Annotated in this window: 9 protein-coding genes; 7 read left to right on the top strand and 2 right to left on the bottom strand. The window is 39.1% G+C overall.

What is annotated here, in order from left to right:
- Window positions 1-38: 38 nt before the first annotated feature.
- The gene (locus KZC02_RS18235) at window positions 39-3,170 is read right to left on the bottom strand and encodes a TonB-dependent receptor (RefSeq protein WP_221390011.1); all 3,132 of its coding nucleotides are present in this window, start codon (window positions 3,168-3,170) and stop codon (window positions 39-41) included.
- Between the two features lie 762 nt (window positions 3,171-3,932).
- Between KZC02_RS18235 and KZC02_RS18240 the strand changes: the two genes are divergently transcribed.
- The 3 genes from KZC02_RS18240 to KZC02_RS18250 all read left to right on the top strand — a co-directional run bounded on the left by KZC02_RS18240 (window position 3,933) and on the right by KZC02_RS18250 (window position 6,897).
- Entirely contained in the window at window positions 3,933-4,217 is a 285-nt protein-coding gene (locus KZC02_RS18240; protein ID WP_221390012.1) for a hypothetical protein, read from the top strand.
- Between the two features lie 196 nt (window positions 4,218-4,413).
- Window positions 4,414-4,875 carry a hypothetical protein gene (locus tag KZC02_RS18245; RefSeq protein WP_221390013.1) on the top strand — a complete coding sequence of 154 codons (462 nt, stop codon included), beginning with the start codon at window positions 4,414-4,416 and terminating at the stop codon, window positions 4,873-4,875.
- Between the two features lie 24 nt (window positions 4,876-4,899).
- Window positions 4,900-6,897, top strand: coding sequence for a M12 family metallo-peptidase (locus tag KZC02_RS18250; protein ID WP_221390014.1), 1,998 nt, complete (start codon window positions 4,900-4,902; stop codon window positions 6,895-6,897).
- Between the two features lie 553 nt (window positions 6,898-7,450).
- On the opposite strand, the gene KZC02_RS18255 is transcribed toward KZC02_RS18250, so the two are convergent.
- Complete coding sequence (locus KZC02_RS18255; protein ID WP_221390015.1) at window positions 7,451-8,542, bottom strand: Gfo/Idh/MocA family protein; 1,092 nt, start codon at window positions 8,540-8,542, stop codon at window positions 7,451-7,453.
- 205 nt (window positions 8,543-8,747) lie between these two features.
- Between KZC02_RS18255 and KZC02_RS18260 the strand changes: the two genes are divergently transcribed.
- Genes KZC02_RS18260 through KZC02_RS18275 form a run of 4 tightly spaced genes read left to right on the top strand, consistent with a single transcriptional unit; the run spans window position 8,748 to window position 14,817 of the window.
- Window positions 8,748-10,778: a DUF3857 domain-containing protein gene (locus KZC02_RS18260; protein WP_221390016.1), complete on the top strand. Its 2,031-nt coding sequence runs from the start codon at window positions 8,748-8,750 to the stop codon at window positions 10,776-10,778.
- A gap of 48 nt (window positions 10,779-10,826) precedes the next feature.
- Window positions 10,827-12,863, top strand: a complete 2,037-nt coding sequence (locus KZC02_RS18265) for a DUF3857 domain-containing protein (RefSeq protein WP_221390017.1) — start codon at window positions 10,827-10,829, stop codon at window positions 12,861-12,863.
- Between the two features lie 17 nt (window positions 12,864-12,880).
- A complete protein-coding gene (locus KZC02_RS18270) occupies window positions 12,881-13,357 on the top strand; it encodes a DUF3857 domain-containing protein (RefSeq protein ID WP_221390018.1) in 477 nt (158 codons plus the stop codon).
- On the top strand, window positions 13,354-14,817 hold the full coding sequence (locus KZC02_RS18275; RefSeq protein ID WP_221390019.1) for a transglutaminase-like domain-containing protein: 1,464 nt from the start codon (window positions 13,354-13,356) through the stop codon (window positions 14,815-14,817). The genes KZC02_RS18270 and KZC02_RS18275 overlap by 4 nt, the downstream gene beginning before the upstream one ends.
- Window positions 14,818-14,926 lie beyond the last annotated feature (109 nt).

Consider the following 14,926-nt stretch of genomic DNA (forward strand, 5'->3'; position numbering starts at 1 on the left):
TTAAAAGGCTGATATATATAATTGTCTTTTTCATGATCTTAGAATGTTACGTTTAGGCCCGCGTTGTAAGTACGGGGACGTGGATATTGAAAAAATTCCATGTTTGCATTAAGTGGCCCGCCAAACGGTGTCAATGCTTCCGGATCATATCCGGAGTAATTGCTGGATAAAAAGAAGTTTTGCGCACTCACATACACCCTTAATCGCTGAAACTTCACTTTACCGAAATCATTAGGCAGTGTATAACCCAGCACAATATTCTGGCCACGGATAAATGAACCGTCCTCTACCCACCAGTCGTCTATGTGTGTGTCATATCCTGCATTGTAATGGCGGATCTGGGCGATGTAAGTGTTCTGATGTTCAGGTGTCCATGCGTTCAGCACTGTCCTGGCACTGCTTGCAATTGCCTGGCGGTCTTCCACAGAGTGTTTGGTCGCATTCACTGTATTTACGCCCATAACCAGCCGGATATCGACAGAAAGGTCAAATTTGCCCAATTGAAAGGTGTTGCCGACATTCAGGTTCCACTTGGGATAAGAACGCCCGATAATGGTTTCATCGCTGCCATCAATCTTGCCATCATTATTGATATCTGCCCATTTAAGATCTCCGGGCAAGCGATTGTACGTTTTTGCGAGTTCAGCTTCGTCCGTACTGAAAGTGCCCAGCCGTTTGTATCCCCACAAGGTTCCGATTGGCTTCCCGACTCTGAGAATATTCGTTTGGCCAAGAAACCATGGGCCGGGGAATATATCATCGTTATTGGCACCCAGTTTCAGGATTTTGTTCTTATTAGTAGAAAAAGCAAAATTGGTCGACCAGTTGAATTTTTCACTCGAAATATTTCTTGTATTCAGGCCAATCTCAAATCCTTTGTTTTCTACCGAACCAATATTTTGTGTTACCACACTTAATCCGGTTGACCATGGAATGGGGGCATCAAGCAAAAGATCTTTGGTTGTTTTGTGATAAAAATCAAAGGTCAGGTCCACACGGTTTTTGAACAAACTGACATCCATTCCCAGATCAAGCTGATTGGTATATTCCCAGCGCAAATCGGGATTACCAAACGAATTTCTCCAGATACCGGTCTGACGGACACCGCCCAGCAGCACATCACCTGTGCCCAGGAATTGCTGTGACCTGTACTGGCCTATTTCCTGATTACCCGTTTTTCCATAGCTACCCCGAAGTTTCAATGAGGAAATTGCACCGATCCCTTTCATAAATTCTTCCTCACTCACATTCCACGCAACAGCCGCTGACGGGAAAAACGCATATTTATTATTGGCCCCAAATTTGGAAGCTCCGTCGTAACGGCCGGTGAAGGTGATCAGGTAACGATCTTTGAAACTATAATTCAGCCTTCCGAAATAGGAATTAAGTGACCATTCCTGGTCTTCAGAGTAAGGTTTTTGTAAACTTGTTCCTACTCCCAGATTATGCCATCCCCAGTAATCGTCAATAAAGTTTTGGGCCGAAGCACCGAATGTTTCCCAGGATCGTTTTTGCCACGACAAACCGGCCAACGCGGAAATTGTATGGTTGGTACCGATGGTTTTGTTGTAATTCAGGTAGTTTTCAAATTGCCAGTAAAACTCGTCTCTTGAAGAAACACTCGCTACACCTTTCTGGTCAGCAGACAATGCATTCAGGTCACGGCCCGAATAGAAATTGAACTTTTCAAATTTCAGTTCAAAGCTGTAATTTGTACGGAGTGTCAGGTCGGGTGTGAATTTTAATGTTGAATAAATTTGTCCAAGCACCTGGGTTTTGGGATTGCTTTGCAAACGCTGCTCCGTAATCCTGACCGGATTTTCACCACCTTCCATTCCCGGCCAGTCTTTATTCCGTCCCCAGCTGCCATCAGGATACTGAATCGGCAGGATCGGCAATGCTTCCATCACCATCCGCGGTACATTCAGGCCACCCGAACTTCCGTCAATTTCATTGGTTTTGGTTTTGTTAAGAAAAATACTTCCGCCCACTTTGAGCCATTTGGTAGCATCGTTGTCCAGCGTCAGTTTAACCGAATAGCGTTCAAAATAAGATTTACGCATCAAACCATTCTGGTCGGTATAACCAAGAGAAAGGCTGTAAACACTTTTTTCTGATCCGCCGCGTACGCTTAGTTCATGGTTCTGAGCGCCTGTTGGTTTATAAATCTCTTTTTCCCAATCTGTATTGTACAATGGTTTGCCACTGGCATCAAACAGGTTTGGGAAATTCTGAGGCAGATTACGTACATATTTTCCATCAGCAAATCCCTGCGGGTCATATTTTTCAGCATTATCGAAAGCCGTATTATACACCTTCATGAATTCATCGGCAGAAAGTGTTCCAAGCATTTTGGCAGGAGTTATGTACGATCCCCACACATCATAAGAAATTTGGGTAGCACCCGATTTGCCGCGTTTCGTTGTGATAATAATTACGCCGTTTGCACCGCGGGCTCCGTATATAGCCGTAGCAGAAGCATCTTTCAGGACTTCCAGGGATTCTATATCATTTGGATTGAGAAGGTTAGGGCTGCTAACACCCACGATCCCGTCAACTACGTACAGCGGTTCGAGGCTGGAATTAATAGAACCAACACCACGAATACGAACCCTTGGCTGATAACCGGGAGCCGAAGAGTTAACGGAAACGTCCACACCAGGAATTCGTCCCTGTAAAGACTGAGCAACGTTGATGGCCTGACGGTCAAGAAGTTTTTCTCCCTTGATGGCACCCACAGAACCTGTGAGGTCACTTTTACGTACTGTTCCATATCCGATCACGACGACTTCTTCCATGCTTTTGGTATCAACTTTCATGGATATATCTAATTGTGTCTGGCTGCCAACCGGCATTTCCAGCCTTTCATAACCAACAAAGCTGAAAACCAGGATTGCATTGTCGTCAGCAACGCTTATTTCATAAGTCCCTTCCGAATTGGAAGATGTTCCCTGGCTTGTTCCTTTTACAATAATATTGACACCTGGCAGTGGAGCGTTATTGGCAGAATCAGTGATTTTTCCTTTTACTGTTTTTTCTTTTGGATCAGCGTTGCTTGCTGAAAGATTACCTGAAAAGCACACACACACAATCATAAGGAAAAGAATAAAAAATGCGTGTTGCATAAATCCGACCGGATTTATGCCCGGTTTGGTAGTTTTCTTTTTCATTTTTGAGTTTAGTTAGCGTTAAGTAATTGAGATTACAGCGGCACAGATACGTGAGGATTGTCAGGTTGAGGTGTAGTTCATGGGCATACTGAGTTAATTAGCGTTAAGTAAATTGAACAATTCCGGTTACGCAGACCAATTCTTTCCACTTGCTCGTAAAAAATGCCAATTGGGAAACAGTGATCCGTTTTGCAATTTTCAATCAGTAAACTATTTTCTTGTTTGATTAAGATAATTACTAATCAATATAGTTATATAAAGTTAGCATAATAAGAGAAATAGCAATCAATTATACCTACGACTTTACCCAACGATCAAAAATTTTACAACTGATACAGAAGGAGTTCAAGCAGATAAAATGATGAAACGAACGGTATTTATATACGTTTTTTAAAATTTAGTGTTTTATTGACACTTTTAGCAAATGATTGCAATAATGGGCTCAATTACACAAACGTACAATTTTCCCCATGACTCGCATAAAATCAATTTGATGTAGAGTTATTGGGAAATAAACAATTCTTAGCCCTTAAAAATTTACAGAATTGCTTCCATTTCAAAAGTTGATATAGATCGTTGCTCACTGAAATCAATTTTATGAACTTTTCCTTTTGTTCAGCTGATTTAACCGAAAAGTTGTAAGTACTAAGAATTGATTGTAGCTGCATACAGGTATGACTAAAACCGTTTGAGCAACTCGCGGGGAAAAGTGTACGTTTGAGTCATTTAGCCCTACATACTGGAACGCAAACGAAAGGCGAAATGAAACAGGAAAAAATAATACTTTTACAGACCAGCAGATCTGTAAAAATCATTGCGGAGCAAGAACAAAGCCAGGACGGTGCTCAATTAGAAGTCAATGTGCTGATTAAAGAAGCCAATGAGAATAATTTTCATCCACCTATTGGTATTACTCATCCCAAATACTGGAAACTTAGGAAGCTCCCCGTTCACAAGTCCAGGATACTGCAAATTCAATACAGCGGCTTATCAAACAAAGAAATCCGTAAAGCAATGAAAGAGTTTGGGAAGGGGCTGTATTTATAGGTAATGTTACTCTTACAAATAAGCATAATTGCCCCTATGTAACCTCAATTGGATTTAAGCCTAAGCAAAAACCAGTTTTAAGTAAAATATGGAAAATGTAAAGATTTAAATCTTAAATAAATAATATTTTTTATTCTAATATTAAAAGTTAAATTTATCTTTGTGACTACTAGTTATAACTAGTCATACTTCAAGGATGAAAATTCAAATAAGTAACTTGTTTAAGCTTATTGCAATTGTTTTGATTTTACAGGGATGTGATGATGAATGTTCTGATGTCGATCCTTTTCAACCCCTTCCAATACGTTTTGAAATAGTTAACGAGTCAGGAGAAGATTTGGTTTCAGGCCCTAATCCACGGTATTCCGTTGATTCTATTCAACTTATAGATACTGATAAAACGAGTCAGATTATTTACAGCAGAGAATATAATGAAATTTTAAAAGGAATATTATTTCAGGCAGATTGTGCTATTAACAACAGCGGCAGCTCACAATTATACCTGCATCTCAACCAGAACGATACCGATACTTTATTGGTATCCTATCAAAAAAATGAATCGAAGTGTTTTACCACTTACAGTTACACATATTTTTCTTTTAACGGAAAGGAGTTGTTACGATCAGCAGAAACAGGGGCTATCACTTTAGTTAAATAATACTCAACAATAAACAATTTGATCATGAAAAAAAATTTACAGGGTTTGCAATTTTTACTATTGAATTTAATTATACATTTTGATATATCCGGGCAAATTGCACCTTCCTGCGGTACGGAAAAAATAGACTCACTTGCTGCAATTTCACAATTATATTATGATAACAATCAAATCTTAATCAATAAAGCGGATAGTGTAGAAGCTGGTAGTTGTCCTACATGTAGAGGTATAGCTAATGAAGCTTTTGTTATTCCTGTTCATGTATACATATATAGAAATAACGCTGGTGTTGGTGGTATTACTGATGAAAGGGCTGAAAGGTTGATTAATTTGATGAATACGGCCTTAGCAAATAGTAGTGTACAAATAAAATTATACCTAAAAAACGAGATTACAAGAATCAGTAATACGACGTATTATGAGCTCATCAATACTGCGGGTCAAACAGCAAGTATGTTTGAGACAAATCATGATGATAATGCGATTAGTATTCATATAACCCGAACAAATAGCGCTAACTATGCTGGAAAAGCTTCATTTCCATGGAAGTCTACAAGATATAACTTTGCTGTAATTACAGAAGCTGGTAATCCTTCAGCATTAATCGGTGATGATCAAATGGTAAGCACGATGGTACATGAACTAGGACATGTATTAGGCTTAACCCATACACATGAAAGTGCAAGACTTTCTACTGCTTCAAATAATGCAGGAGCCAACGATTGTTATCAGGAATCTGTTAGCAGGACTAAAACACAAGCAATAGGTTGCTTTGGAACAATAGGAAAGAAAAAGTGTGTAATTAACGGAGATATGATTTCAGATACAGAAGCTGATCCGGAATTAAATAGAAACATTGTCACAGTAGGGTGTGCGTATAGTGGTACAGGTTCAGATAATTGGGGGACTGCCTGGACTCCACCGACACGTAATTATATGTCTTACACACGCTGGGAATGCAGAAATACTTTTAGTAAGATGCAAAGGGGAATTATGTATACTTTTGCACAAAGTTATATGACTTCTTTTTATCCAACCAGACATTACAATCAGAAACCGGTTTCTTTTTATAAGAATGCAGATGTTGATTTTTGGGAAAATGACAATTTTTTTCAGAATGCTCAATCCATATTATTAAACCAACAACAGTACCGGGCGTTTCATTGGAAACCGGGCAGTACGGCTTTGGATGTGGACTGGGTACTATTTCGCCCTACTTCCAATATTGCAGTAAAATTTCAAACTTCCGCCGTTACAGGAAAGCCACAACCTAATACACGTATTACGTTGTTTGCTGATAATGGAACCACTCAATTATTTCAGAATGATAATACCAGTTCAAGTACCGTATTTTCGGCAATAACCACAGGTGTACTAACTGCTAATGTTAATTATCGGTTGAGAATAGAAAATTTAAGTGCTTATCCAAATAATGAATCAAAAGGGCACTACAATTTAGATGTATCTCAGCCTGGAATACCAGTTTTAAACGCCGATATAACTGGTCCGGGCTTCCCGCTAGCTTGTGAAAGAGGAGAGTGGTTTGCCAGTGCTACTGGTGGAACGGGTACTTATACTTATCAATGGTCTATTATTGAAAATAGCGTTACAGTGCAGGTAGGAATTGGTAGCTCATTTGCAATGTACAACGATGAAACCTACAATAGAAATTTTAGTTTACAGTTGGTAGTTACAAGTGGAAGCCAGCAAAAAACAGTATTTAAAAGCATTTCATTTGCAGGCTGTAATTCCGGAGCACTTTTTGTGGTTTCTCCAAATCCAGCTTCAGAAAATATAATTGTAATACCTAGTGAAGAAAACAAACAGCTTACTTCATTTCAAAATGCAAATGAATTTGATGCTTCTCTTTATAAAGAATCCAATAGTAAAATGATATGGCAAGGGAAGTCAAATAATAAAGAAATTAAAATAGATTCAAGAAGTTTGATAAACGGATCTTATCTAATAAATATTAATGACGGAAGACGATTAATTAAAAAGCATGTACTTATCGTACATTGAATTTAAGTTGAAAGTTTTATTAAAAAGAGAAAGTACAAAAGTGTAATCGCTTTTGTACTTTCTCTTTTTAATTTATAATAGCAATTTGAGCCTAACTGCTCAAAAGTATAATTCTGGGTTAGATTGAAAGATTGTACGGTAGCAGCCTGGTCGGCCACGCCGCCGCATAAAGTAGGGCTCAATTACTCAAACGTACAATTTTCCCCACGACTCGCGTAAAATCAATTTGATGTAGAGTTATTGGGAAATAAACAATTCTTAGCCCTTAAAAATTTACAGAATTGCTTCCATTTCAAAGGTTGATATAGATCGTTGCTCACTGAAATCAATTTTATGAACTTTTCCTTTTGTTCAGCTGATTTAACCGAAAAGTTGTAAGTACTAAGAATTGATTGTAGCTGCATACAGGTATGAATAAAACCGTTGCGACAATATTGTAATGTTGTATTTTAGTGGTTTTTTTCTACTACCAGTCCAAACAAAATGCCCTGTGAAACGCTTTAAAACAAAGCTTCACAGGGCATTAATAATTTTCTGTTATTTATCAGAAATATTAAACCAGGTCAACCGTTCTTCCGGTCCTTACTGACTCATCACAGGCAAATGCAATTTGTAAACTTGTAACAGCATCAAGCAAGTGATCGCTCAGATCAGTATTTTCCTGAATTGCTTTTAGGAAAAAGCGTTGTTCACGGTTGCAAAGTTCCTGGTGATCCGGTTCATCTTCCAGATTGATCCAGGTATCCTGATGCACAAATTCGTCTTTTTCATTCAGTTCAGCATGATGGACGCGTATCGATTCAGTTTTTGTGTGTGCTTCCACAGACGATGATTTTCCTGTTGCTCCCGCATCTTTCGCGACGATAGATACCGATCCTTTTGGCCCGATGACATCTTTTACAAAAAATGCAGTTTCACTGATCATTGGCCCCCACGCAGCCTCATACCAGCCTACCGAACCATCTTCAAACCAGATCTGAAGCTGGCCATAATTATAATTAGTGGCCGGAATATCTTCTGTCAGGCGGGCTCCGATTGCACTTACGCGAAGTGGTTTCGAACGCGTCATCTGGCACATTACATCAATATAGTGAACGCCGCAATCCACGATCGGGCTCAGGCTTTTCATCAGGTTACGGTGTACGCCCCACATGTATCCATGGCTTTGCTGGTTCAGGTTCATGCGCATTACCAACGGTTTTCCAAGTCCTTGTGCCTCAGCAATAAAACGTTCCCATGATGGATGTACACGCAGTATATAACCAACTACAACCTGTTTGCCGGCAGCCTTGGCAGCTTCAACCACTCTTTTTGCTCCTTCAACCGTATCGGCCAGAGGTTTTTCTATAAATACGTGGGCACCACTTTCCAGTGCACGGATCGCGAAGTTTTCATGAGTATCCGGATAAGTGGAAATACAAACAGCATCCGGTTTGGTTTCAGCAAGTGCCGTTTCATAATCGCTGTACAATGCATAACCGCCGCCTAATTTTTCATTCAGTATTTCCTTGCTTTTTCCGGTAGAGACAATACCACAGATTTCAAAACCATCCAGCAACTGGTACGCGAATGCATGGGAAGCCCCCATATTACCACAACCTACAACAAGTACACGAAATGGCTCTTGATTTTGAGAAGATGACATAATAAATAAATAATGTTTAATGATTTTGGGTTATCAGGAATATTAAATTTTAACAAAAATAAGCGCATTTAAATCCCAAAAATAACGATTAATTGCTTCAAAAGACCTTTTTAATCTTTACGGCAGTGTTTTCTTACAAATTGATTTTTGAAATTTGAGCTAATAATTGCAACTATGCAGGAAAATTGCATCCCTATCTATCAAAATGAACTTACTTCTACTAAAATGCAGCTACTCAGCTGTGATACGTCTTGCATTTCTTTGCGTTATTTTTATCACTTATTCTTTCAGCAGTTTTTCTCAGGAAGATTTTAAACCAAAACTCGGAATCATTGACCGGGAGTCAGTGGAAATGACTGTTTATGATAAAGACAGTACGGCAGACGCTGTGTATCTGTATGATTATGCCAATGTTAAGTTTAGTTATGATGAACGCAGGGGAATTGTCATGACCATGGATTGCTGGGCCAGGATTAAAATCCTTAAAGAATCAGCATTGGACAGGGCTTCGGTTTCATTAAGCTATAACGATAGTAATTTTGAAAAAGCCGAGCGTATTGATGATCTGAAAGGCTTTACCTATAATCTTGAAGGCAAACAGATTATTACGGTTCCTCTGGATAAAAAATCAATAAAAAGAGAAAAAATCTCTGACAATTATGAAGCAATCAAATTCAATCTTCCAGGCGTAAAAAAGGGATCTGTTATAGAATATTTTTATACCCGCACTACGCCATTTACCCTGCGTGACAAACCTGATACCTGGACTTTCCAGGGATCAATTCCGTTCAAATGGAGTGAATACCGTATTGCCATTCCGCGTTTTCTTGAATACAAAATGACGATGGGCGGTTATTTGCCCCTTTATATCAGAAATCAGGATGAACAAAGTGTACCTGTGGGTCATTCCAGATATGATGGAACCGGGCTTGTTTATCGCTTTGTAGTGAAAGACGCACCTTCATTTGTCAACGAGCCGTTTATTACTACTTCTTCTGATTATTTATCCAAAATAGATTTCGAACTGGCAAGCGTATCTGTTCCCGGGGAAATAATCAAGCACTATTCCCGTACCTGGGAAAATGTAGAAGAAACATTAAATGATGTTCCCTGGTTTGGGGGAGAGCTTAGAAAAAGTTCTCATTTGAAAGTTATAAGGGATGAGATTGCAGCGAAAACCACCGATCCGGAGAAAAGAATGCACCTGGCCTATGCACACATGCAGAACGCGATGAAATGGGATGGATACAATGGTATTGGATCAAAAGAAGGAGTAAAAAAAGCTTATGACAATAAATCAGGAAATACCAGTGATATTAATCTTAACCTGACAACCTTACTACGGGAACTGGATCTGGAAAGTAACCCCGTTGTACTCAGCACGCGGTCTAACGGACAGGTTTATCAGGAAATCCCGATGCTCGAAAGTTTCAATTACGTGGTAAGCCATGTGAAAATTGGTGAAAAAGAATATTTTCTGGATGCTACACAGCTATATGCCAAACCAGGATTATTGCCTGAACATGCCGTTAATGGAGTCGGGCGGTTTGTTCCCAAAAAAGGAAATGGCCGTTTTGTTGGATTGACTCCATCAGATATGCAGAGTAAACTGGAAATGATCCATGCAGCCATATCCCCGGAAGACGGAACCATAAAAGGAGATTATAGTATTTCGTACGGCGGATACGAAGCTTTACGCTGGCGGGACAAATATGTAAAACAAGCAGGAAGCGTTTATGAAGATGATTTTAAAAAGAAAGTCCCTGAGTGGAAAATTCAGGATTTCAAGGTCAACAATAAAAGTGATAATCTGAGTGGTACGGTTAACGTGACCTGCAATTTTGAGATTGAGGATGAAAATGCGTCTGCCGATATATTCTATTTCAATCCGGTTCTGGCAGGAAGGTGGGTCGAAAACCCATTGAAATCTCCTGAACGTATTTATCCGCTGGATTTTACAAGTGGAATTTCAGCTTCTTTTATCGGAAGTTTTAAGTTGCCGGAAGGATACGTGATTGACGAAATGCCTAAGTCGGAAGTGATTCTGCTGCCTGAAAAAGCCGGAAAATTTGTTTATCAGGTTAAACAGACAGGAGATATTATTCAGGTAAATACCGGTGTAACGGTTAGTAAATTACGATTCATGCCTGAGGAATATGGAAACCTGAAAGAATTCTTTGAAAGGGTTGTTCAGAAACATGCACAGCCGGTAATTATTAAGAAAAAAGCGAAATGAAATAAGTTTGGATTTTTTTAATACTCGTCATAACATCAACATATCTTAATGAAATCAATTACGAACCATGAGCACATAGCCACGCGTTTATATTATCGCATAGTTATGTGCTTTACACTCATCATTTACCCTTTTATCAGCTTTTCACAGGAAGATTTTAAACCTAAATTTGGTGATATTGATAAGGAAGCTTTATTGATGACAGCTTATAAGGGAGACAGTACAATTAATGCGGTTAATTTGTATGATTATGGAAGTGTTAATTTCCGTTATACGGAACGTACGGGTCTTGTAATGACTATGGATTGTTGGGTGAGAATTAAAATACTTAAAGAATCAGCACTTGAACAGGCATCGGCATCTTTGATTTATTATGATGGAAGTGGTTATGAAAACGATGAGCGAATAGATGATTTGAAAGGTTTTACATATAATATGGAAGGTAATCAGATTGTAACAACTACACTGGACAAAAAATCCATAAAAAAGGAAAGACTTTCCAATGAACTTTTTGCTATAAAATTTAATTTGCCAAATGTCAGAAAAGGGTCAGTAATAGAATATTCTTACACGCGTATTACTCCTTTGAATTATCAAATAGAGCCATCTACATGGGCATTTCAGGGCTCGGTCCCTATTGCATGGAGCGAATACAAGATAAATATTCCTGTTTTTCTAGATTACAGAAAAACGATAGGGGGGTTTTTGCCATTTTATATAAGGAATGAAGAAAAGCAAAATATAATCGTTGGACATGAAAAATATAACGGCGCAGGAATGTCATATCGCTATGTTGTTAAAGATTCACCACCTTTTACCAATGAACCTTTTATTACTACCGCCTCAGATTATTTAACGAAAATCAGTTTTGGATTAAAAACTATTGCTGTAACCGGAGAAATAGTTAATCAATATGCCCATACCTGGGAAAGTATTGACTGGAATTTAAATGAAGCTGCATGGTTTGGAGGAGAACTCCGAAAAAATGCTCATCTCAAATTAATTATTGATGAAATTTCTGCCAAAACCAAGGATCCGGAAGAAAGAATGAATCTTGCATACAACCATATTCAAAATTATATGAAATGGGACGGACATAATGGATTGGCATCAAATGAAGGCGCAAAAAAGGCTTATGATAATAAAGCAGGAAATGTCAGCGATATCAATCTTACACTGATCAATTTGTTGCGGGCACTGAATATTGCATGTGATCCTATTATACTTAGCACTAGGTTGCATGGTCAGGTTATCAGATCAAATCCAACACTTGAAAGTTTCAATTATGTAATTGGCCGAGTTAAAATCGGAGAAAAAGAATATGATCTTGATGCTACTCAGGTGTATGCTAAGCCCGGCTTACTCCCGGAACAGGCTGTAAACGGATATGGGCGTTTGGTAACAAAAGAAGGTTTTGGAAGTTTTGTGAGATTAATTCCAACAGATAATCAGATCAAACGGGAAATGATTCAGGCGAGTATATCACCTGAAGACGGAATGATAAAGGGGGTTTACAGTTTGTCATATGGAGGGTATGAAGCTTTACGGTGGCGTGGCAAATATGCAAAGGAGCTGGAAAGAACTTATCAGGACGACTTGAAAAAACAAGTTCCGGAATGGAAAATTGATGGAATAAAGATTACCAACAAAGATGAAAATATTCACAAAGCAGTGAATGTCAACTGTAATTTCGAATTAGAAAATGAGAGTGCCTCGTCTGGTTTATTTTACTTTGACCCTATTCTGGTAGGTAAATTGGCAGAAAATCCATTAAAGTCTCCGGAACGTATTTATCCATTGGATTTTACAAGTGGAATAAGTAATTCATTTATTGGTAATTTCAAACTGCCTGATGGGTATATGATTGAAGAAATGCCGAAATCTGAAATATTTTCATTGCCAGATAAAGGTGGAGTATTTACTTACCAGATTCAACATACCAGCAATGTTATTCAGGTCAGCAGTAGTTTAATAATTAGTCAATTACATTTTCCACCTGAGGAATATGGAAACCTGAAAGAATTCTTTGAAAGGGTTGTTCAGAAACATGCACAGCCGGTAATTATTAAGAAAAAAGCGAAATGATCCTTATTTCCCTCATCATGAAAATACGTTTGGTTGTTCAAAGCCTCTTTGCAATTTTTTGTTTAACACTAACTTATCCTCTTTTTGGCCAGGAAAATTTTAGTGTTGCCACTATTAATCCTTTACTTCTTGCCGACGCTGACGCAGTGATCCGTCTGGATGAAACCTATTGGGAAATTATGACAAAGGGCGAAGGGAAGCTGCGCTCCCGGCTGGTAGTTACGATCTTAAATGAAAAAGGAGAGGAAGAACATAGCCAGCTCATGGTGGGTTACGACAAGTTTACCAAAATTGGTAGTATAGATGGCAATCTGTATGATGCGGCAGGAAAACTGATCAGAAAACTAAAAAATGCTGATATCGAAGATTACGGGTACGGCGGGGCAGGTGATGAAATTACTGATGCCAGAGTAAAACTGGCTGATTTCGGAAAAAAAGCTATCCATATCCTTACACTATTGAATACAGCTACGATACCAGGGAACGCAACATGATGTTTTATCCCAGATGGATGCCGGTTTCGAATTCGAGGACAGCCGTTGAACATTCTGTTTACACGATAAAAGTACCTTCCGGGTTTAAATTTCGGTATAAAGAATACAATGGGGTGCCGCCTGTTGTCAAATCAACAGATGCGGCGGGGGCAGAAATACACTTGTGGAAAATGGATGACAAGCCAGCTTCAAAACCAGATTCATACGCTTTGCATCCGTTTGATTTTTCGCCGATGGTACTGGCTTCACCGTCCGATTTTGAAATCCAGGATTACAAGGGAAATTTTAATAGCTGGGAGGATCTGAGTAAGTTTTATTATACTCTAAATGCAGGCAGGGATGTACTTCCACCTGCTACAAATGCTGAAATAAAAGCGCTTGTTAAAGATGCAAAAACGGATCGTGAAAAAGTTTTGCTGATCTATAAATGGATGCAGGCAAGGTCGCGGTATGTAAGTATCCAGCTAGGTATTGGTGGCTGGCAAACCATTGATGCAACTACGGTTGCCAACAAGGGATACGGTGATTGTAAAGCACTGACCAATTTTACCCTGGCGGCTCTCAGGCAGGCCGGGATTACGTGTTACGGGGCATTAATCAAAGCAGGTGATGAAGCAAAAATTAAACCTGATTTTCCAAGCAGCCAGTTCAATCATGTTATTGCATGTGCCATTGTCGCAAAAGACACCATGTGGCTCGAATGTACAAGCCAGACTACCCAGGCAAATTTTATGGGGACATTTACCGGTGGCCGGTATGCTTTGCTGGTAATGCCCGAAGGGGGAAAGCTGGTAGCAACTCCCGGCTACAAACCCAGCCAGAATATGCGTAAAAGAAATAGCCAGGTAAAGTTAGAAACTACGGGAGATGGCCAGATTGAGGTTCAGACCTTATATACAGGGGTACGCCAGGAATCGAGAAACAGTATTTTATACAACAGTACTAAAGAAGCACAAAAGAAATGGCTGATCAGTCACGTTAATTTGCCAAGTTTGGAATTGCAGCGTTTTGAACTAACTGAAGGAAAAGGCACAGACCCGTCTGTTACCGAAAAACTAAGTATGAATGTGCGCAGTTGTGCAACCAAAACAGGTACACGCCTATTCGTAAAACCTGGTTTATTAAGTGTACCGTTTGAGATGCCCGCAGCAACAGAGAGAACTACCGATTTTTATCTTTCTCTGTCCGACTACGATTTTACGGACCTGGATTCCGTTTCATACACCATTCCACAGGGGTATAAGCTGGAAACTACTTTACCTTCCTTCCAGATCAATTCGGTATTTGGTGTTTATGAAAGCAAGACGATATTTAAGGATAATCAGCTTTTGTGCTCACGTAAAGTAATCCTGAACGGCGGCAGATACCCGAGTAAAGATTATACTGCCTGGATAGATTTTCTCAAAAAAATAAGGAAAGCTGATCGCGCTCAGATAGTTTTTGTCGAAAATAAGGAATGAGATTATCTTACTTATATCAGAATTAACAGACTTCTGTTCCAATCACTTTCTTTTAGGTTAAAATCCGTATAGAATTGATTAAAACCCGAAATGTTTTTTGCTTGCTGGT

The sequence above is a fragment of the Dyadobacter sp. NIV53 genome, assembly GCF_019711195.1.
In the GTDB taxonomy this organism is placed as follows: Bacteria; Bacteroidota; Bacteroidia; order Cytophagales; family Spirosomataceae; genus Dyadobacter.

Bases quoted from the DNA above. Each gene is read 5' to 3' on its own strand.
- KZC02_RS18240 (WP_221390012.1), top strand. From the start codon at position 3,933: ATGAAACAGGAAAAAATAATACTTTTACAGACCAGCAGATCTGTAAAA.
- KZC02_RS18275 (WP_221390019.1), top strand. From the start codon at position 13,354: ATGATGTTTTATCCCAGATGGATGCCGGTTTCGAATTCGAGGACAGCC.
- KZC02_RS18245 (WP_221390013.1), top strand. From the start codon at position 4,414: ATGAAAATTCAAATAAGTAACTTGTTTAAGCTTATTGCAATTGTTTTG.
- KZC02_RS18235 (WP_221390011.1), bottom strand. From the start codon at position 3,170: ATGAAAAAGAAAACTACCAAACCGGGCATAAATCCGGTCGGATTTATG.
- KZC02_RS18270 (WP_221390018.1), top strand. From the start codon at position 12,881: ATGAAAATACGTTTGGTTGTTCAAAGCCTCTTTGCAATTTTTTGTTTA.
- KZC02_RS18260 (WP_221390016.1), top strand. From the start codon at position 8,748: ATGAACTTACTTCTACTAAAATGCAGCTACTCAGCTGTGATACGTCTT.
- KZC02_RS18255 (WP_221390015.1), bottom strand. From the start codon at position 8,542: ATGTCATCTTCTCAAAATCAAGAGCCATTTCGTGTACTTGTTGTAGGT.
- KZC02_RS18250 (WP_221390014.1), top strand. From the start codon at position 4,900: ATGAAAAAAAATTTACAGGGTTTGCAATTTTTACTATTGAATTTAATT.
- KZC02_RS18265 (WP_221390017.1), top strand. From the start codon at position 10,827: ATGAAATCAATTACGAACCATGAGCACATAGCCACGCGTTTATATTAT.